The 19,660-nt window shown below is 53.3% G+C and carries 16 protein-coding genes; 9 read left to right on the top strand and 7 right to left on the bottom strand.

The window, feature by feature from the left end; all coding sequences use genetic code 11:
• The first annotated feature begins 121 nt into the window (after positions 1-121).
• From NJT13_RS02875 to NJT13_RS02865, 3 genes are all read left to right on the top strand, one after another.
• A complete protein-coding gene (locus NJT13_RS02875; protein ID WP_254523988.1) occupies positions 122-349 on the top strand; it encodes a hypothetical protein in 228 nt (75 codons plus the stop codon).
• A 271-nt stretch (positions 350-620) separates the two neighbouring features.
• The gene (locus tag NJT13_RS02870; RefSeq protein WP_254523987.1) at positions 621-4,652 is read left to right on the top strand and encodes a DEAD/DEAH box helicase; all 4,032 of its coding nucleotides are present in this window, start codon (positions 621-623) and stop codon (positions 4,650-4,652) included.
• Positions 4,624-5,082: a phospholipase D-like domain-containing protein gene (locus tag NJT13_RS02865; protein ID WP_254523986.1), complete on the top strand. Its 459-nt coding sequence runs from the start codon at positions 4,624-4,626 to the stop codon at positions 5,080-5,082. Before NJT13_RS02870 ends, NJT13_RS02865 begins: the two co-directional genes overlap by 29 nt.
• 482 nt (positions 5,083-5,564) lie before the next feature.
• Here NJT13_RS02865 and NJT13_RS02860 read toward each other — a convergent pair whose 3' ends face one another.
• Both NJT13_RS02860 and NJT13_RS02855 read right to left on the bottom strand, forming a co-directional pair.
• Complete coding sequence (locus tag NJT13_RS02860; protein WP_254523985.1) at positions 5,565-6,248, bottom strand: DUF8169 family protein; 684 nt, start codon at positions 6,246-6,248, stop codon at positions 5,565-5,567.
• A 3-nt stretch (positions 6,249-6,251) separates the two neighbouring features.
• Positions 6,252-7,373, bottom strand: coding sequence for a DUF8098 family protein (locus NJT13_RS02855; RefSeq protein WP_254523984.1), 1,122 nt, complete (start codon positions 7,371-7,373; stop codon positions 6,252-6,254).
• Between the two features lie 191 nt (positions 7,374-7,564).
• Here NJT13_RS02855 and NJT13_RS02850 point away from each other — a divergent pair, with 191 nt between their 5' ends.
• Together NJT13_RS02850 and NJT13_RS02845 are read left to right on the top strand one after the other, a co-directional pair.
• Positions 7,565-8,221: a hypothetical protein gene (locus NJT13_RS02850; RefSeq protein WP_254523983.1), complete on the top strand. Its 657-nt coding sequence runs from the start codon at positions 7,565-7,567 to the stop codon at positions 8,219-8,221.
• Positions 8,222-8,600: 379 nt separating this feature from the next.
• A complete protein-coding gene (locus NJT13_RS02845; RefSeq protein ID WP_254523982.1) occupies positions 8,601-9,533 on the top strand; it encodes a transcription initiation factor IIB in 933 nt (310 codons plus the stop codon).
• Between the two features lie 119 nt (positions 9,534-9,652).
• Here the strand turns inward: NJT13_RS02845 and NJT13_RS02840 are convergent, their stop codons facing one another.
• Both NJT13_RS02840 and NJT13_RS02835 read right to left on the bottom strand, forming a co-directional pair.
• A complete protein-coding gene (locus NJT13_RS02840) occupies positions 9,653-10,603 on the bottom strand; it encodes a homing endonuclease associated repeat-containing protein (RefSeq protein WP_254523981.1) in 951 nt (316 codons plus the stop codon).
• A 130-nt stretch (positions 10,604-10,733) separates the two neighbouring features.
• Complete coding sequence (locus tag NJT13_RS02835) at positions 10,734-11,369, bottom strand: vWA domain-containing protein (RefSeq protein WP_254523980.1); 636 nt, start codon at positions 11,367-11,369, stop codon at positions 10,734-10,736.
• A gap of 271 nt (positions 11,370-11,640) precedes the next feature.
• On the opposite strand from NJT13_RS02835, the gene NJT13_RS02830 reads away from it, so the two are divergent.
• The 4 genes from NJT13_RS02830 to NJT13_RS02815 all read left to right on the top strand — a co-directional run bounded on the left by NJT13_RS02830 (position 11,641) and on the right by NJT13_RS02815 (position 15,758).
• Complete coding sequence (locus NJT13_RS02830) at positions 11,641-12,120, top strand: DUF6884 domain-containing protein (protein WP_254523979.1); 480 nt, start codon at positions 11,641-11,643, stop codon at positions 12,118-12,120.
• A complete protein-coding gene (locus tag NJT13_RS02825; RefSeq protein WP_254523978.1) occupies positions 12,120-13,361 on the top strand; it encodes a tRNA-guanine transglycosylase in 1,242 nt (413 codons plus the stop codon). Before NJT13_RS02830 ends, NJT13_RS02825 begins: the two co-directional genes overlap by 1 nt.
• A complete protein-coding gene (locus NJT13_RS02820) occupies positions 13,361-14,917 on the top strand; it encodes an ATP-binding protein (RefSeq protein ID WP_254523977.1) in 1,557 nt (518 codons plus the stop codon). Before NJT13_RS02825 ends, NJT13_RS02820 begins: the two co-directional genes overlap by 1 nt.
• A 487-nt stretch (positions 14,918-15,404) precedes the next feature.
• Entirely contained in the window at positions 15,405-15,758 is a 354-nt protein-coding gene (locus NJT13_RS02815; protein ID WP_254523976.1) for a hypothetical protein, read from the top strand.
• A 24-nt stretch (positions 15,759-15,782) separates the two neighbouring features.
• Here NJT13_RS02815 and NJT13_RS02810 read toward each other — a convergent pair whose 3' ends face one another.
• The 3 genes from NJT13_RS02810 to NJT13_RS02800 all read right to left on the bottom strand — a co-directional run bounded on the left by NJT13_RS02810 (position 15,783) and on the right by NJT13_RS02800 (position 19,611).
• Complete coding sequence (locus NJT13_RS02810) at positions 15,783-16,979, bottom strand: HNH endonuclease (RefSeq protein ID WP_254523975.1); 1,197 nt, start codon at positions 16,977-16,979, stop codon at positions 15,783-15,785.
• Positions 16,980-17,827: 848 nt separating this feature from the next.
• Positions 17,828-18,187, bottom strand: coding sequence for an HNH endonuclease (locus NJT13_RS23150; protein ID WP_256549409.1), 360 nt, complete (start codon positions 18,185-18,187; stop codon positions 17,828-17,830).
• Positions 18,184-19,611, bottom strand: coding sequence for an AIPR family protein (locus NJT13_RS02800; protein WP_254523973.1), 1,428 nt, complete (start codon positions 19,609-19,611; stop codon positions 18,184-18,186). The genes NJT13_RS23150 and NJT13_RS02800 overlap by 4 nt, the downstream gene beginning before the upstream one ends.
• Positions 19,612-19,660: the final 49 nt, after the last annotated feature.

The following is a 19,660-nucleotide window of genomic DNA, read 5'->3' as shown; positions in this document are numbered from 1 at the left end:
GCGATCCGTGGACTGTGTGAACGCAAAGGTGCCGAATATTAGGACCCGCATACGTACCCGGTGATTGATGAGTGGACCCAGATGGAGACGACGAACCCCCTACGTGATTAACGGAGGTGAGATGGACGCTAAAGGGGTTGAACGGTTACGAGGGCAGCCAATCTTCACGCGCAAATTCGATCTGTATCGCTACGCTTCTGACGATAATGTCAAACAAAGCACATTGGGGGACTACCCCGATGATATCTTTCTCTCTATCGAGATCGACCAGACGGAGTTTCAGGGATGGAACCAGGGCTATGCACCTCACTCCTATGACCCGAAAGCCGACTACAAGACTGACCCCTGAGTCAGTACACGACGCAATCCGAGCCGAGAACACAACCCTGTTATTTTCCGCATCATATCGATACAATATATCAAAGATGGGATTTCATCGGGGTCGGAGACAGTCATAGGGGACAACTGCATACTATTATATGGTCTAATCAACAGCAGGAAACGATTAAGGCGCGTCGCCCGACAGCATCACATAGCTACTCCATATCAGAATGCAATATATTGATCGCAATACGGATACAAAACGTCTCCACGACGATGTTAGTCCCCTCATCAGAGCGATGTTGGAAAACCGGCAGGTCCGATACGAGGATCAGGAGGAACCACCGTTCGTAACGGATGCGATTAAGTACGAACGCGAACGGCAGGCGCGGAGACGGACTAGCCCGTACACGGGTGACGATCCGTTCGTCCAGTCGATTATCGACGTATTCGGGTTCGATCCACTGGACTTTCAAGTGAATAGCTGGCGGACCGTCGATCGACTCGATAGGCAACGACTCGCAGACGGCGAAAGTAAAGCGGCTATCTTCTCGGCACCGACCGGGTTCGGAAAAACCGAAGCCTTCCTCGGCCCGCTATATCAACTGCTCCGGGAGGGTCGACAGGATTCAGTCGCTATCGTCTACCCACGGAAGGCGCTTCTCCAAGACCAGCTCGGACGAATTCTCGAGCACATCCATTCGATCAAGACGGACCACGGCGACCAGTTGTCGGTTGGTTGCTACGTCGGGAACATGCCGTGGAACCGCTCTGAAATCGGGTCTAAGAGCTTCTTCGATACGAAGGGGAGCGGACGGCCGCGCTTTACGCTCTGTAACTGCTGGTGTGGCGAGGAAGGTGATTCGCATTCCTTCGAATATCACGGGACCAATAAGTCGTACGTCATTCGCTGCGAGAACGATCCGTCTCACGAGTTCAACGATCGTGAACTGATCCTCTCGCGGAGTGAGATGGTGTTCAACAATCCGCCGGACATCGTCCTCACGACGCTCGAGTCGCTCGAGAACTTCGCGCACAAGCCACACTACTCGCTGGTCGATCAGTTCGACACCATCGTTCTGGACGAAGTCCATCTCAACACCGGCCTGCGTGGTGCACATGCGTCGAAGGTCATCCAGAACGTCGACGATATCTCCGATGAGCCGCTGCTGTGGCTCGGTTCGAGCGCAACGATCGACGATCCAAAGCGGTTCGGCTCCCAGCTGTTCGGGCTCTCCCAGTCTGCGGTCGAGACCACGAGTCCGCCGCAGTCGGACTTCGACGACAATCACGACGACCACGAACATTATTACTTCATGCTCGCGCCTGAGGACGGTCCGGGCGTTTCCTCGATGGCCATCCAGCAGTCGATGCTATTGGGCCACACGATGCTCGAGGACGGGGCGGGACAACGGGGCAAACAGCTCTCGTTCATCGACAGCATCTCCCAAATCAACCAACAGCGGGTGCAACTTGAGGACGCCGACCGCGAGAACGAACTCTGGCAGTTCCACCGTGATCCTGATGGGGAAAACTGGGACGGTGTCGCGTCTGTGATGGACCAGCAGTTCATCGACGAGCCGCTGGATTTCATGCCGGTGTACTCCGAACAGGGGTTCGACAGCGAGACGGCCGCGAGCAGCGACATCTTGCTCTCGACGAACTTTCTGGAAGTAGGGATCGACGTCGGAGAGATCAAGATTGTGACGCAACATCGGACACCGTGGAACCTCTCATCGTTCCTCCAGCGCGCCGGGCGCGCTGCGCGAAAGCCCGGCATGGACTCCCACATTGCGGTTTATCTCTCGAACCTGACCGGGGACGCCAATATGTTCTACCGGGCGGACCGGTTCCTCGGCTCCGATATTCGGACGCCTCTGAATACGGACAACCGAGTCGTCGAGTGGATGCACGAGCGGTTCAATCGGTACTACGAGCAGGTCTCGGCGATAAACGACGAACGCTTCCGATCGAAACTCGACGAACACGCGACCTTCCTCGAACGATATCTCCAGGACGACTTCGGGTTCGATCGGTATTACGAGATGGTCGTCGATCCGAAGTCCTTCTTCGACGAGGAACTCGGTATCGACGTTCCTGCTGACAGAATGCTCTCAGAGCAAGTCGTCGATGACGTTCGACAGCAACTCGATGACTACCTCGGCGAACAGCACGACGATGTCTCCGATATTGAGGAGTACTTCGGCATGGAAGACGGGGAGATCGTCCGAGGAACAGATGCGATTGACAGCTACATTCTCGAGGTTCAAGATCAGACACTACGGGTTATCCATACATTCAGAGGACAGGTGTCTGGTTTCGAGAAAACGCTTAACTCACACGATGCGAACGGCTACGAAGACCTCGTTTCGGAACTGAACTCACAGTTAGCAGATGCGAAGAATCGGGCCCAATTCCTCCCGGCGGGCGATGTGAACGAAACCGTTACGCACTTCTCGTCACTCCTCGCCGAACTGTTCGGATTGACTGGGAAACTGATGCAGTTGCGAAATCGGGCTAACAACGCCGTAGAGAGGCCAATTCCGCAGGTGAATCAGGATCGGCTATCCAACCTGAACAACGCCGTCAATCAGCTCGAAACGCTCAGTGAGGACGACCGCATTCAAGAGTACTACAAACTCGAGAAACAGGTCCATTACCTCCAGTCGGCGCTCAAGGAGTTCGGTTCGTATCTCGGTGGCAAGAACCCCCACAAGTCCCTGTATAGGATCAAGGACCTCCTGCGCGGTGCCTACTACTTCGATCTATACCTCCAGACCGACGGGCGACAGCTCGCGAATGAGGTGTGGTTCGTCCCGCCGAACTATTTCGGAAGTTCGGGGCAGTTCGTCAAGGTATTCCGCGAGAACAACGATACCGACCGTCCGGAGGAATCGATCGATCAGATCGTGAGTACGCTCGCCCCGTATCGCTCAGAGTACCAGTCACGGTCCGGGCTGATGCACGCGTTTCTGCCGATGACGACCGTCACTGACGATGGCGTGGAGATGAATTACACCAAACACGTCACTGGTGAGGAGCGCGACGGCGTACTCGTTCCGGACACACTCCACCTCTCGGAGATCGAGGACGTGTCGGGCGACAACGCCCTCGAGATCGTCCAGTACTGTCCGGAATGCTACCAGATTTTGCCCGGCGATATCGACAGGTGTCTCCGCCACGACGAGCGCGAGTACGGAAAGATCCACTCCGAACCACACGTTGACACGACTGTTACCGAGCGGACGCCGATCGACTCGAGCGGCGATCTCACGCTCGCCGATATGGAAGCGAAAGTGTCGCTCGAGAACGTCAGTCTGGAGATTACCCCGGGTAAATACTACGGCGGTGATCTCGGCGTCGCGTTCGATTCGGATCGCGACCGGTTCACGCAGGAACTCGAGAGTCCCGAGACCCCGCTCGGGTTCACTACGCGAACGCGTGGATTAGCGTACGACATGACATCGTTCCTCGACGGCCTCGAGGACGAGATTGGCGATTACGTGAGGCGGTACAAGGAACTCGATGATGCGGACAGCGCCGGTGATTTCGAGCATCTGGCCTATCACACGGCCGCACACTTCTTCCTGCAGTTGGTAACTGACATCAGCAGCGTCAACAACCAGCGGGTGTTCTACGGCTTCGATCAGGACGCCGGCGAAGTCTACGTCTTCGAACGTACGGAAGGCGGACAAGGTATCGTCGACCTCGTGTACGACGAACTCCGAACTGATCCGGGAAGCGTACTCGAATCGATGAATCGTCTCCTGTTCAACGAACAGGTCATCGGCGAGCGGTTGTGGGCCCAACCGGCGTTCGTCGACGAACTTCCGACGAACGAGACGGGGGAGAGCGCCGTCCGCACAGTCGTCGAGGGTTTCGTTTCAGTTCCGTTCGATTCGGTCGTCGATCGAGTTGTCGAGGAAATCATCTCGACGATCGACCGTGCTCATCAGTTCGCAGCCGATGAGGGCATCGCCGCGACCGACGCGTACGAACTCAAATACATCGTCGCGAGCGCACAGGTAGCGGGCGAAGACGGATTTCCCAACGACGCCATCGCCGACCACGACGCCGATATCTCCGATGCCGATCGAGTCGAGACTGCGTTCTACTCGCCCGACATCGACGGTTGCGTCGAGAACCTCCATATCATGGAGTGTATCGCCGCTGGCGACCAGAGCGAGACGCTCAGCTACGTCGTCCTCGAGGCACTACGGAGTCATCTGACTGAGACCGTTCCGGCTGGAGAGGCCGCCGAAGAAATGTTCGATCGCGAACTACCCCCAGGAGGTGAGGTCGATGGTACGAGCATTTTCCTTGACTTCTGAGAGCCTCCAGTATTTCATCGGGTACACGCTGTTGCACGCCCGTCGAGCGGTCATCGTTTCACCGTGGTTGAGCGACGTTGAGTTGCGGTTCCCGGTGAACGAACATCTCGAGGACCGACGGATTGGGATGCTCGATGCCATCGATGAACTCCCTAATACGGACGTGACGCTAATCGTTCGCGAGGGCGAGGATCATAACGATTTCATCCGCAATCGGCTTCCCCAAGGCGTATCGTTGCTCGAGATTGATGATCTCCATGCGAAGGTCGTCGTCTGCGACGAATTCGCCTACCTTGGGTCGGCCAATATCACCAGGGGTGGACTTGCCCTCAATCGAGAAGTCTGCGAGATCATCGAAAACGAGTACGACGACGCCATTACCTACGTCAGCGAGGAACTGAATATCACCCTCCCGCGCGATCAGTCCTAACTGCATTCTGTCGGTTACGGCTGCCATCGAGCCGTTCCCTGTGAGGCGTAACGGAACGTCGGGGCGGTCGACGGAACATACCACGAGTTCGAGGGGCGGAGAGCGGCTCCTGCCCCTCGAGGGACTTCCCTTGCCGACCTGCGTGTCGATCATCCCACTTTGACATGCGCCGGGATACTACTATCCCGGCCACCACCTACCGTTTCTTTTCCCCACCATTCCCCCTACCGCTCCCCTCTAACCGACTATCGATCACCGCAGTCGTCATCGCCTCGAGCGCTCGGTCAGATGCCGCCCCGCACGAGACGTTTCCGCTTCTCCTTCTCTTCTTCGGAGCTGTCGTTGCGGGAGTCGGCCAGAAGCCGTTCGCCGTCGGCGTCGTGGATGATCTTCGTCATTGTGGTCACCAGATACACCCTCTCTGCGAGGGCACTGACCCGAGTGACTGCATCCCACTTAAATCGATAAGGAGAATTGAGCCACTACTCGCTCGGTTCGGTTAGCGTCGGTTCCGTGAGGATGTCGTCGGGTCGAGTAATCTGGAGCATCCATTCGGGTCCTTGCTTATCCGCGAGTAGTTCGTTGATGCGCTCTGCGTGTTGGAAGAGGTCATCATCGTCGAGCGTCACCAAAATACCTGAGCCGCCGTCAGCGGCCCAGGATGCCGCGTCAGATACGACCTTCGTGTCGGCATCGTGATCGAGCACGTCATTGATCGCAAATCGGAGCTCAAGTGGCGGGACGGGATCGATTACATTAGCCTCCAATGTCGATTCGATATGTTCGATACGGCGCTTTGCCGCTCTGACGAACTGGCGGAGGCGACGGAGAACCTCCCGCCGGTCGTCGAGTCCGGCGAGTTGTCCTTGCAGGTTACGGATGTGTCTCGTATCATTCCCACCGAAGTAGGTCCGCCTATCGCTGGGATCGTATTCCTCGACCTCCTGCTCCGTTTCCAGGAGATAGTCGACCATGTCCTCGTAGATATCATGGCGGCGAGCGACGACGTTTCTCAGCTCCTCGAGAACGGTCTCGCTGACGATGAGGGTGACTGAGGTCGACGCCACGAGAGCCGTTACATGGTCGCGTTCCCACTCTCGCTGGACGAAGTTCAGCAGGATACACGTATCGGCAAAGACTTCTGTCGTCGGTGCTTCGCCTGCCATTGGTTACTCCAGATATTGGTCTGCGAGCGAAGCAATGGTCTCCGTTACGTCGCCGTTCGAGACTGTGTAATCGGTATAATCGGGCCGAAGACCGGCAGCGGCCAATTCGCGTTCGAATCGGTCGGCCGCGCGATCGAGTTCGGCTTCGAAGTTGGCAAGCCGGTTCTGGTGGCGAGCACGCAGCGAGTCTGCCGAGGGACCGGTTGCGGTCTCCTGCGAGATGACGAGACAGGGGTATCGCCAGACATAGTAGTAGAAAAACTCCTGCATCGAGCGGACGACCGCCAGATGCTCCTGATCGAGCGATGCCGGTTTTCGGTCAGCGAGCATCATCAGCGCGTCTTCGATGAGGTTGGTGCCGCGGACGAAACCGTCGAAGGTCGCTGATAGCGAGTCTGACGATCTGATCGTACAATGGAGATCGGAGATGTCGAGACCGGCAGACTTTGCGATGTCGCCGATCGACTGCGTGGGTTGCTCGCTCTCGAGGTGAGCGGTGACGACTGTTTCGATTTCGTGAAGCCGAGTTCGGAGATGGGTGCTCTGCACGTAGAGGTCTCGATACGCGGATGGCGCGTGGTCGAGATAGAAGTTCTGGAGGAACCGCATCGTATTTTGGTGCCACACGTCCGGGATCGTCGACGTATAAAAGTCGATAATCTCGTCCCGGCGGTCGCCGAGCCCCTCTGAAGACGGTGTTCGGTCTGGTTCCGGATCCGAGTCCGTTTCATCGGTGAACAATACCGGGTCTATGGGTTCTACATCCGGTTGATGAGACGGCTGTGTTGTTGAACTGTCGATAGACTCGCCGACCTCGTCGACCGATCCAATTGATTCGCTCGCTTCTACGGCGTCGCTCGACGGCTCGTCCGGACTCGGAAGGTCGTCGAACGCTGACTCGAGCCCCGACGGTGTTACGGGATCGCTGGGGACGACTGCGCCGGCGAGATACCAACTGTAGGTGAGCGGAAGGTCGAACTCGTCGACAGCGAGATAGAGCAACTTCTGGAGCTTCGTCTTTGTCGCGTACTTGGGGTCGACGTCCTCAAGGGAGACCATCGCCGTCGCGATGCACTCGAGTAGTTCGTCGACGAGCGCGTGTTCCTCCGTTGAAAGCTGTGCCATCAATCCAGTCTCCGAACCGCGTGTTGTTCCAATAAGAGCGGCTGCACATTAAATATCTTGATACTAGTGCCGCCAGATCGCCAGCTGGACTTGGAGTCAGTGGAACGGCTTACTTGCTGGCGTTTTGTAGCGGACGCAGTCTCTCGCGACGTATCAATACGATTCAAGTAGGCTCGCTCGGACGCCCGTCTATGAGCCCTCCGATCAACGTCGCGTTCTGGACGACGTTCTACGAAACGGCTGAAGACCCCAACCAGACGTATCACGACGCCATCGCCGCCACAGACGACGTTATCGAGCGCGCTGCTCGACTCTGGGACTGGAAGGATCTCAGTCGCGGCGTCGACTTCGAATCTGTTCGTCCGGTCCTCGAAACGGCTGCCGTCGACGAATCTCTCGAGCGTGAGCCGGATGAGGCCGTCGAAGCTCTGGGCAAAACTCTTGTCGAATCCGGTGCGCTCGCGAACGCGACGGTGGTCACGCCAGCGTTCATTCTCCACCTCGCGGATAGCGACCCCGATGCGTATTCGACGCGATTCCCTATTTTCGACGCGAGTGTTTGGACTGCGTTCGTCTTTCTCTCAGAGCGACGGTCGGGACCGGATCCCCTCCCTGTGGGCGCGACGACCTCGGCGAGCAAGTACGGCGAGTTCGTCGATTTCTTCGGTCGAACGCTCCCCGATGACGTGTCGGGGCGGACCTACGAGCGTGCGCTGTTCCGATTCGGATCGTATATCGGGGCCGTTCCTGAAACCGAGATCGGTGAAATCCGAACCCATCTGAACGACCTCGAGGAAGCGGTCGATGGGTATGCGGAATCGACCGGTAACTATCTCCTCGAGACGTGATGAGGGATTTCTGTTCCGGGAGCGCAGTCTCGTGACCGTGGTCAGTCTGGATTGACCGAGTGGACACGAGCCAAATCGAGACAACTCTAACATCCGATATCCGATTATCGGTTTAAGTATCCCCGGCTCCCTGTCCGGCCACCTGACGACATCCAGTCGAGCGAACGACCAAACTACCAGAAAGTATAATATCCCAACGTGAGTTAGTACACGTACTTGCGACCCGGCGTTGGCCTGCCGGAACGGATTGTTGGCACCGTCGATTCAATCAAATCGTGCTCGCGCGGCCCCTCAGCGGTACTCTGCCGGTAGCGGTGAGTCTACAGTCTCACCCAACAGCGGCGGCCAGCGACTGCGCAGCGCTTGCCTTTCCCAATCCATGTTCTCGCACCAACAGTCCACAGCGGAGCGTGTCGAATCCGAAACCACATCAGCCGACGAACCCTCGATCCGCGACGCCGATGAGGTTTCTGCCGATGATTTCGATACGACCTCGAGCTGCGTCGAATGCGGCGAGCAGTCGTTCACTCGGAGTAACGCAGGCGAGTGGTACTGCGACACCTGCGGGGCCGTCCACACGGGAACCGAACTCGAGCGCAGTGAACCCGGATGGACGCCTCGGGAACAGCGTCGCACTGGTCCCGCGGGGTCAGTAACGCGTGTCAGCGTCGGAACCAAGATCGGGCACAACAGCGGTGGGGAAGCGTTCTGGGCACAGTACAACAACCGATTGAATCACGAGAACCGGACGCTCCGTCACGGGCTCCGCGAACTTCGCGCACTGGCGAACGCGCTCGAGGCAACCGAAACCCTCACCGAGCAGTCGGCCTACCGCTTCCGTCGTGCGGCCGACGAGGGGCTGCTCGTCGGCCACTCCCTCGAGGCGATGGCGGCTGCCTGCGTTCACGTGACCGCGCGTGAACACCACGTTCCGTTCCCGCTTAACCAGATTGCAGACGCCTCTCCGGTCGACCTCGACAACATCAAGACCGCAGTCAGCAAACTCCTGCGAGAGTTCGACCTCCAAGTGGCGCCACCGCTCCCGACAGCGTTCCTCGAGCGATTCGCTTCTGCAGTTGACCTCCCGAACGAGGTTCGCCGGCGCGCCGTCCAGCTCGCTGACGCCCTGATCGAGGACGGCGCACACGTCGGTCAGAGTCCGACGGGAGTCGCGGCGGCAATACTCTACGGTGCAGCGAAAGAGTGTGGGGTCGAAATCACGCAGGAGGAACTCGCCTCAGTCGCGTTCGTCAGCATTGTGACGCTATCACGCCAATGGCAGACGGTCCAGACATATCTCGATAAGGCGTAGACCCAAGACCAGCGGACAGGAAACTGATGCCGCGAAATTGGAGCTAAGGTAAAACGTGACCAACTGAATCCGCTTATGTATAGGGTGCTATTCTTTGAGAAGAGAGAAGACCGTAATCCTCATCCAGATAAGTATTCGACGTTCTCTGGGTACGGATATTCAGTCTGCAAATACTGAACTATTTTTTCTGGGTACGGCGTATACGAGGGGGACGTGTCCGATCCAGCAGGCCAACACGTCTCAAAGACGGCCCTGATATCAAACACGTTAGAGACGCGGACGACAGATTTTCCATCACTTTCCCCGATAGTCGGGCGTTTAGCGCCAAATTCGTCGAACCATTCTTGGAGGGTTTTGGCACGGTCGTCACTGTCTTCCGTTACCTGCCACCCATGTGAAAAATATCCGCTTGATTCGAGATAGCCTCGAACGAATGGCGCACGATATTCTGACTTAAGCTTCGGGAAGTCGCTCTCTGTCTCGTCTAATCCTGGATAGCCAGCAGATACTAGATTTTCTATAAATGTTGGATTGCTAATACATGTTTGGACTTGTTCTTTGTCTTGTTTCCCCTGTCTCGTTGTTGATGAGACGGTGACCGCGTATTCACTTTCAACGGCCCGAGAAAACTCTTTGACAAAAAATTCCTTGGACCTAACCCGGCCCAAACTCAACTGTTGAGATGGATTAGAGTTGAGGGTAGACGCACCCAGTAATGTTCCTAACCAGTAGGCCTTCTCAGATGTATTGATTCTTTCAAAATACGCTTCGTTTATCGGTGTTGTGGGACTTCTTCCTTCTCCCCTTTCATATATTTCCAGACCAGCTTCGCGCTTCGCTTTATTCCACGATCCGAATAAATCCTCTATAATATAACCAGATGTCTCGAGATTGAGAGAGTTGAACTCACGCAGTGACGGTGAATGACCGAGTTTCTCCTCCGAGTACTGTAATAATCGAATCAGTTCCTCTTTCTGCTCTTCGCTTGCTTCATGAGAGCCTTCTTCTGGCTTGCCAGGCAGTTCCTCATCGAGCAATTCATCGATCTCCTGTATTATCTCCTCTGACATCAGTATTATAAAGTGAATTGTGTGTTCTTCAGAAAGTTCTTCTGGCTACTACTAACCTATGAACTCCCAGTAGACACTCCTCAGACGATTGCGAATCATGGGCCACTCTGACAATGTGAATGAATACGATTCACTGATCTCGAGCTTTCTCCTGCTTTTCTCGGTCTTCGTCATCGAATCCACCGGTGGTTCCCTCTCGTCGCGCCTGACTGATCCGATCAGAGGTCGACTCGTACGCAGATTTCGCTCCGTCTTCGCTGTGGGCCATGTCAAGCGATCGGTCTTTGTCCATTCCCATCCCACTCGCCGTGAGCGCTGCATTCTGATTGGCCCCGATAAACAGGAACTCCCACTCATGTTCTTGGCGCCGGTACTCGACTAGATCTCGCACACGTTCCTGTGGTGTCTCAGAGGCGTTCTCCTTCCCGTCGGTCAGAATGACGATAATAACGTTGTCCGGTCGACCGGCCGCTTCCATCGTTTCGATGCGGTCGCCTGTTTCAGTGACCGCGGTCGTGATGGCGTCGTGGAGCGCCGTTCGTCCACCTGGTGTGTAGTTGTCATCATCGAGTTTCGGTGCGGCCCCGGTCGAATACCCCTGGTAGACACAATCGACGTTCGTGTTGAAATCGTACAGCGATACCGTCGCGGTCCCGGGTTCGTCCCGCTGGTCCTCGAGAAACGCGTTGAAGCCTCCTTTCGTGTCGTCTTCGATGGCCGACATGGACCCGGACGAGTCGAGAACGAAGGTGATGTGCGTCTTCATTGTGCACCCTCCGAGGAGGTCCGACCCTTATAAATGTGAATCGTATAGGTAGTTAGAGTGAGACTGCTGTGAGTCCCTCTGGTATTATTATCATCCAAATGATAATACTATGGCGAATATTCCGGCACTTATATGTCCATATTGTTTCACTCTTCTCTTGTCGAATCGCGCTCTTTCGCGCCGTAATGGCTGAGAACGGTAGATATGGGAGCTACTGAGAAGCGCACCTCCCATGACAACTTTAAAGCGTCTGTGATCTAAACAAGGGTATATGTCGTCGCTACTGGTACAGGGCTGTTCTAAATCGAAAAACTCCCCGGAGGAAGCCGTTCCGGCGCTGGAACTATACTCGGGCTATTTTTTCAAAATCATAAAAAAAGCTATAAGAGATGGCGAATTCGACGAGGATATCGACATCTGCATTCTCTCCGCTGAATACGGACTGATCGACGCAGACACCGAGATTAGCTGGTATGACAGGCGGATGGACGAAGAGCGTGCGACGGAGCTCGCACCGAGTGTCGAAACCAATCTCCGAAATCGTGCCGACAGTATGTACGACGAGATTATTGTTAATGTCGGTGGGGCATACAAGCAGGCGCTCGAGGACGCAACCGCTTCGGTAGACGCGGATATTCACTACATCGAGGGCGACGGTATCGGACACAAGGGACACGTTCTCAAGCAGATTGTCCGTGGTGAAACTGCCGCAGGAGATAACAGCTCCGTCAGGACTGCGGTTGGTCGATAATGGCGCAGGCACGTTCCGCAGAGGCGTTCGAATTCGATGTTACCGCGACTGCCGGTGATGCTCGAGCAGGTACCCTTCGCGTCAACGGTTCAACGCTCGAGACGCCGAATCTCTTCCCCGTACTCAACTTCTACGCCGGCGGCACGAAACGGAGCGTCTACGGCGGTGGCATCCACCGGACGCTGAAGGAATTCATGATCGGTGCCGAACGAGTCGGTGTCGACCCGATGACCGACTATTTTGACGCTTCGATGATGTCCGTTTCGTCACTCACGGATTATAATATCACCAAAAATCGCTATGAGTCGTATCTCGAGACGCCGATAAAGGAACGCGACCTCTTCGAACCGTTCAACGGCGTCGTCTTCGCCGACTCCGGCGGGTTCAAGTTCCTCAATAACGCCGAGATCGATGGGAGCAACTTCGAGGTGAAGATGAATCAGGAAGCGGTCTACAATATCCAGAAGGCCCTCGGAAGCGATATCATCGTCAATCTCGACCATCCGATCGCACCGGGCGATTCACACAGTGAGCGGGTCGAAAAAGCCGAACAGACTGCAGCGAACATACACGAATTTCTCAGCCTGACGCGTGATTTCGAGGGTGCACAGTATCTCACGTTGCACGGCTACAACTACTCCATGATGACGGAGTTCCTTGACGTCGTCACCAACGAAGTCCCCCTCGGTGTGCTTCAAGAGGGATTCGACGGAATTGCGCTGGGCAGTCTCGTGCCGAAAAAGGACAACCGCGACGCATTAATCACGGCAGTCACCGACTGCCGTGAAGTGATGAACGACTGGGGATTTGAGGACTGGCCGCTCCATGTGTTGGGAATCGCCAGTCGAGCGATTCCGATTTTGACGGCGCTCGGAGCCGATTCGTTCGACTCGAGTACCCATCTCCACAACGCCATCAACGGAAAATACAACCGGTCGCTGATGGAGCGGGTCCCGCTCGACGATGTCGACTTCATGGAGTGTGACTGTCCGGTCTGTGAGTCCGACCTGTTGGTCGGTCGAATGCAGGGCAACGCTGAATATCAGAAAGACGTTCTCGGCCCCGTTGCAATGCACAACCTGATCGTGCAGAAACGGGAGTTGGCGGAACTTCGCCAGCGAATCCACCAGGACGGAACGGACGCTTTGGTCGACTATCTGGAGGAAACATTTAGCCGCGATAAGACAATGCGACGATACGCCCATCAAGTAGTTAATCAATCGCTCGGAGGATACTTCTAATGAAGAAAGCACCAAAGGTCAACGAGGTAAACGAATTTCTCGAGATTGCCAGCGACTTCGAGGATCCGCTCGAGGTAATCCGCGAATCGCTCTCAAATTCGTACGATGCTGAGGCGACGGAAGTCGAGATAAGGATTCAGAACCAACCGAACGGTTCGGACATCATTATCGAGGACGACGGCAACGGGATGAACGAATGGGACCTAGAATCGTTCTTCGATTTAGGGAATTCTAGGAAAACGGATTCGATCGGATACAAGGGCCACGGCACTAAAATATTCTATAAGAGCGACAGAATCGAGGTCACGACGGTCCACGACGGGACGAGCTATCGAGCTGTGATGGACGAACCTTGGGAGAAGCTCAACCGGAAGGAACTCCCGGAGTACGAACTGACGACGAACTCCGTCCGGAGCGGCAATCCACAGACCAAAATCAAGATTACGAACTTTCGATCCGGACACGGATTCGACGCCGAGGAACTCACGTACAACAAGATCCATCACTATCTGAAGTGGAAGACAATCGCTGGGTCGACGGCACACTACTTCGGTGAGGACCAACGAGAAATGGAGATTACCGTTTCTCTCGACGATGAAATCGACGATACGCGAGAGGAACTGGTGACGCCGAACCGACTCGAGTTCCCGGCAGAACAGTTGGACCCGGGCGACGACACGTATCCCGCAGAGCGGATGTGCAAACACTATCCGGCGAAGGAAATCGATATCAAATACGAGGGCGGCGAAACCACGCTCCAGATCGTCGGCATGGTCGGCGGGAAGGAAGCGCGTAACGAATTACCGACGTACGGCCGTCACTCCGCACAGTTCGGGATCTGGTTCGCGAAAGATCACATCAAGGTGGAGCGCCTAAACGAGGCGATTTCCCACGACAACGAGTTCCTCCACTTCTTTTTCGTCGCAAACTGCCAGGACATCGAACTATCGGCGAACAGGGAAAGCATCCGGAACAAAGCTAGCCCCGTCTATCAGGCTGTTAAGGAAGAGGTCGAATATTACCTCTCGAAGGTCACCCAGGACCCGTGGTTCAAGTCGTACCTCGAGACTCGAAAGCGAGCGGAACGGCAGCGTCGAGCGGCCAACCAGCAGTCGTCGCTCAAAGAGCGTCGTGAACGAATCGAGGAGGGAGGATTCGAACCGGACAACAAGGCAGAAGTGTTACTCGGCCTCGAGCGAGCCGCAATTCAGGACCAGTCCCTATCGCTGTCCGTCGAAGACTTCGATCCGAACGCGGACGTCCATGCGATACTCAGACAGAACGGACGGCTCCGAAACGCCGCAGTCCACCAGACGCTGACCGGACTCTTCGAGGAGGAAGTCCCGCTCGAGAACACCGATATCGCAGTCTGCTGGACTCATGGTGACCCCGCTGAACTCCAGGAATACGAACGGAACGGCTACTTCGGTGGTGAGGTTTCGTTACAGCTCGAGGACGGTGGCCTTCAGTATCGCAACGGTGACAGCAAGTATATCGAGATTATAGAGGTGGAGTCTCTCTTCAAGCCGAAAGCTACACCCACAGCCGACGACTGATCGCTGCACGCCGTCGATTGGGAGCAGTTCTTTGGCTGATTTAGCGGGGCAGAAGGACCCGACCTTTCTGTAATGATAACAGTGAAGATACCTGATAACCGAAGGGCTGTATGACTCGAGGCAGCCCTCACCTTCAGTTTCTTCGTGTTTTACGAAAGACGAACTTCAAGCAATTCCCGAACGATGTGACTGGTGTCAGGTCCGGAAGACAACTGTCTCGACGGACGAGTTATCGAAATACATTCGAGAGTCGATCCAGAGAAATGTCACCAATGGGAATATCACGTATTCCAAAGCGATGGCGGATATCCGTCTGAAAGTGCTCATTCCCGGACCAGAGACGTTACCACAAAAAATTCGGAACACGCTACGAGAGACGCCAGTGGCTACGTTAACGGGAGAGAATACTACTGGAGATGAAGCCACAAATTGGTATACTGCCCAATACTACGGAGCGTTATCTGCCACCATCGTTCGGCCATATACTGTGAAAACTGACTATCCGCTGAACATTCAACACCGCCCCTCCGCAGATATATACGTCGAATCTGATCAGGGAGACGGCGATTATCTTATCGAAATCAAAAGCGTGCGGTCAGTTCGGAATACTCAAGCGATCAAGCGGCAACTCGAGCGATACCACCAAGCGATCGAGACGGGGCTTGGTCGAACGCGAGAGCGGACGTTCCTGTGTATTGTCGGTATGGATTTAGAACCGAGCACCTTCGGAGAATCGCGGAAATCACGGCCGCTGCCTGAATATATGGACGTTCCGTCGACGGTCGCCGAGGTGGAAGATGAACTTGAGCGCGTCGAAGTGATCTCGAATTCGTTCCTTTAGGTTCGAACGGTAATCATTCTGCATTTATTTAACGATATTTTGATGATGATATTCAAGATACGACTGAGATATTGTATGGGTTTCCTGAGTGGTCAACTTTGAGCTATCAATAGCGTCATCATAGCTGTGGGTGACCGTGAGCGTCTTCGGGTCGACAGTCATCATTCCATAATCGAAGTCAACATGGCAATTCGGACAAAGGATAAGGATATTCTCTCGAATGTCTGGACCATCCTCGCCAAGTGGATGTAGGTGATGCCCCTCGGCATAGTACTCATCGTCGCTCCGTTGTCGACGGTCACCACATACTTGACACTGATAGTCGTATTCTTCTTTTAGTGTCTTCATGATTGATGTACTGCGGATGATACGGCTTATACTCGTCTTAGTTTGTTTGGATGATTGTACGTCTCGTGTTTGTTCTTCGAGATCGGGTTGTTCATCAGTTAGTGGTTCTCCCCAAGTCATGATCGTCTGCTCACGGAAAGTTGGGGTCAATGCCCACATGAACTTCTTCGAGCTTGCCGAGAATTCTAGATTAGCCCGCGTTTTTCCTTTAGTCGTGAGAATTCCCGCGTGGCAGAGCATCGACTTGAACTGATGGACGACAGATGACCGATAGAGTGATCGTTCCCAAAGCGAATCGGGTGTTGAATCACTTCCTGGTGGTTTCCAGTTGAGCCGCTGGAGTCGGTCGCGCTCGTCCGGAGTGATGAAACATTGGCGTGCAAAATCGGGATCAAGATGGTAAATCTCTTGAACGAGGATTGGGAGTGTTAGGGCATTATCTTCACGTTCAGTGTGAACTTTCTGCATAAGACCGACCAGCTGTGAGATGCCCGACTGGTTCAGCATCACTTCTTGTGTAACACCTTTCCATGTTGGTAATGCCTCGACAAACAGCTTCGATGTCCCGAACAGCGAGCGGAGGGCATCAAGAGCGGATGGTTTACTACTATACTCAGTCGTTCCAACAGAAATTACACGTTCACCTAGATTTGTGATTTCATCCGCCTTGGTGTTGGCCCTTACTAGCCCAAGATGTCTCGCCCCATTTCGAGCACCCGTGATATCACTGGTGATTTTTTTGCCTTCCTCATTTTTGTCTTTCATCAGGGAATCCACCTTTACATTTGGTTCTGATGCAGTGATATCAACGGCGACTGTATAACCAAAATAGTTCTTCGGATTGTTTAGATTGAAATCGGGAACTTGGACCATCGATTTCATAATATGTCCCGGTAAAGGTATATCAGTCTATTCCTGTCTGACTAAGATGGCGATTTAGTCGAATATCCTCAACAAGCCCTTTATTGCATAGAAATCTAGTCTATATGTCGTTTTCACACCTCACAATATATGATTATTCATCAAACTAATCTAACACTTGTTCCAATAGGAGACTATACTCGCGTCAAGTCGGTTGCCGACGACCCGACGTGGGGTAACCTCGCGACGGTAGGCCATCATTTGGCCACTTCGAACGTCGTGGAGAATCCTGGAGGGCGGGCATTTATTCGCTTTCGCATAATACGTCGCGTCGCAGTGCTCGGGGCCGTGATCGTGTGGACACTCGGCCCCGCGCCAGCACGGGCGGGTGAGCCCGGACATCGTATCTCGAATCGTCGAGACAGTAGGTCGGCCCGAACTCGTTGTCAGCAGCCGTGACCGACTGTGGTCGCCGGTTACGTCGTCACGCGGGCCGTCGACGTAGTCCATGAGGACGCCTGCAACGTGACCATTGACACTGTTCCAAAGCTCGTCTTTCTCTCCTTTCTTCATTGGTGTATCGATTTTAGGTCAATAGACGAACTCAGATCAGCACATTCTTGCCAATATCGCCGTCCGCAATCGACCGGAGTGTGTCGGCCAGTTGCTCGGTCTTTGCGTCTCAATGGTAGAGGTCACTTGGAATGTGTGATGGCTAGAGTGCTTTAGCGTCCCTGGCTACATACTATTTGTAAAACTATCACCATTCCAATGATATTTTTTATTATTAGTAGATTAATAAAATATTTGTATGTGTTCGGCTAGAATAAAACAAATTGAGTAAGTCTAGAATGCATAAATTATCCATTATCTTTTGGGCATCTACTTGCATGCTTCTGGCTTGGGATTAAACCAACTGCAGCTCGCAAGCGAGGCTGAAGCTTGGAATTTGATTTTTCAATATATTCCTCGCGTATCCTTTGGATAGACATTATGGGTTCTTTTGTTTTAATTTCTTCCCCCACCATTAAGACAAAAACCTCTTTGTTGGGGCAAATACCGATCTTTCCCGAATCAAACATTCGGTGGTGGGTAGGGCATAAGGGAATGATATTTAACAGACGATCGCGTGCTGAATCTTCAAATTCGTGTCTTGGTTTCACGTGAGCATCTTCCTTTATTTCCTTAAACCCACATACGGCACATCTATCTCTCTTCATTCTTTCTCATAGGGTGCTATATCATCATCTGCCGTTTTATCCTCCACTGCTACTAGTCCTTCAGGCCCTAACCAGTGAGTAGCATCACTCTCATCATCGACTCTCCCATAGCGGTCGCCAGATTCAACATCATAGAGGATATGTGCAGGATATGGATAGTCACTCGCAAAGCTGTCAAATTGATATAATTGTTCTTTATACGGAGCAGGACTGTTCATGAATTCTCGCAAGTTTCCTTCACTACTGTAGTATTCACTAAGGGTGTCTAAGATAGGCTCTTTCTTGTCATCCCAAAGCTTCTGTGGATCAACAAGCCACCCAGCGCAGACAGGATTAGCACTAGAATCCAGATGAATGTAAACATTTGAACGGAACATGCCAACCATCATTACCTCAACAGTTGCATTAATATCATGGCCTATCTCTCCCTCGTAACGCCCAAAGTGAAGATTCTGTTCTGTGTCCTTTAAATGATCCTGGTATAGACCACTCCTTCTAAAAGTCCCAATATCGCTATCGTGCTTAAGAGAAGAAGCGATCATATCTTTAATCTCCAGAATATCATCAATAATCGGAGCCATATGTTTTTGGGGATAACTCTTAGGTCCCGATCTCCATGCTAAGGCGTCATCTCTCCAGTCACTGAAATCACCATATCCAAGAGCAGAATTCCGGTGGGAGTTCCCATCTGGATTGATAATTTGATGTTCATACTTAAGTGGATCCATTACGGCCATGTAGCGAATAAGAGCTTTAGCAGGGATTTTAGGCTGAATTGCTTCAGAGTCACCTTCATGCCATGCGACTACCCTAGATTCCTCCATATATTCCTTTAGTGGATCAAAACAGCCTAAATAATCTAAAATAGTATGATCATCGAGGTTGTTAATATTATTTCTTGCTTGAGCAATGTCAGCAATTTCATCTTCCCTGTCACCATGGGGAACCTCCTCAGGAACCTCAATTGCTTCTATGTGCACTCCAGCATCATTGAAACTACCACCAAATGTCTGTATAGAAAAGTACGTGTGACCTCCGTTGCAGATCCCCTCATCATCATCGGAAAATGTTAGCTCTATTTTATTTGATTCGGAGATTTTGTCTATATCCTTACAAATCAGGGTAATACCGTTGTTTCTCCTAACGAATCGGTCAGGCGAGCTTTCTAAGGTATCGTGCATTGCTCCTACTACGGGAGAATTAGTGGGCTCCCGTGGATTTGCCTCAGTAGGAAGTAACTTCTCTTTCACTTCCTTACATTCAACGTAAATATTGTGGACAGGATAACCACCAATCTTCTTTATATCTTCTTGTCTGGCGTAATCTATATATTCATAATCAACAGAGGTGCCTGTTTTTAATACTTCATAATCGGTGCCATCAGCAGCAGTCTTCGTTTCCCTCTTATCTGGGTCAACAGCCATACATTGGAATCGGTCATACTCTTATAATTATCTTTTGTCATCTACTTAG

The organism is Natrinema caseinilyticum (assembly GCF_024227435.1).
Lineage (GTDB): Archaea > Halobacteriota > Halobacteria > Halobacteriales > Natrialbaceae > Natrinema > Natrinema caseinilyticum.
This window is presented reverse-complemented; position numbering and strand designations above follow the sequence as displayed.

Bases quoted from the DNA above. Each gene is read 5' to 3' on its own strand.
- NJT13_RS02875 (WP_254523988.1), top strand. From the start codon at position 122: ATGGACGCTAAAGGGGTTGAACGGTTACGAGGGCAGCCAATCTTCACG.
- NJT13_RS02870 (WP_254523987.1), top strand. From the start codon at position 621: ATGTTGGAAAACCGGCAGGTCCGATACGAGGATCAGGAGGAACCACCG.
- NJT13_RS02865 (WP_254523986.1), top strand. From the start codon at position 4,624: ATGGTACGAGCATTTTCCTTGACTTCTGAGAGCCTCCAGTATTTCATC.
- NJT13_RS02860 (WP_254523985.1), bottom strand. From the start codon at position 6,248: ATGGCAGGCGAAGCACCGACGACAGAAGTCTTTGCCGATACGTGTATC.
- NJT13_RS02855 (WP_254523984.1), bottom strand. From the start codon at position 7,373: ATGGCACAGCTTTCAACGGAGGAACACGCGCTCGTCGACGAACTACTC.
- NJT13_RS02850 (WP_254523983.1), top strand. From the start codon at position 7,565: ATGAGCCCTCCGATCAACGTCGCGTTCTGGACGACGTTCTACGAAACG.
- NJT13_RS02845 (WP_254523982.1), top strand. From the start codon at position 8,601: ATGTTCTCGCACCAACAGTCCACAGCGGAGCGTGTCGAATCCGAAACC.
- NJT13_RS02840 (WP_254523981.1), bottom strand. From the start codon at position 10,603: ATGTCAGAGGAGATAATACAGGAGATCGATGAATTGCTCGATGAGGAA.
- NJT13_RS02835 (WP_254523980.1), bottom strand. From the start codon at position 11,369: ATGAAGACGCACATCACCTTCGTTCTCGACTCGTCCGGGTCCATGTCG.
- NJT13_RS02830 (WP_254523979.1), top strand. From the start codon at position 11,641: ATGTCGTCGCTACTGGTACAGGGCTGTTCTAAATCGAAAAACTCCCCG.
- NJT13_RS02825 (WP_254523978.1), top strand. From the start codon at position 12,120: ATGGCGCAGGCACGTTCCGCAGAGGCGTTCGAATTCGATGTTACCGCG.
- NJT13_RS02820 (WP_254523977.1), top strand. From the start codon at position 13,361: ATGAAGAAAGCACCAAAGGTCAACGAGGTAAACGAATTTCTCGAGATT.
- NJT13_RS02810 (WP_254523975.1), bottom strand. From the start codon at position 16,979: ATGGTCCAAGTTCCCGATTTCAATCTAAACAATCCGAAGAACTATTTT.
- NJT13_RS23150 (WP_256549409.1), bottom strand. From the start codon at position 18,187: ATGAAGAGAGATAGATGTGCCGTATGTGGGTTTAAGGAAATAAAGGAA.
- NJT13_RS02800 (WP_254523973.1), bottom strand. From the start codon at position 19,611: ATGGCTGTTGACCCAGATAAGAGGGAAACGAAGACTGCTGCTGATGGC.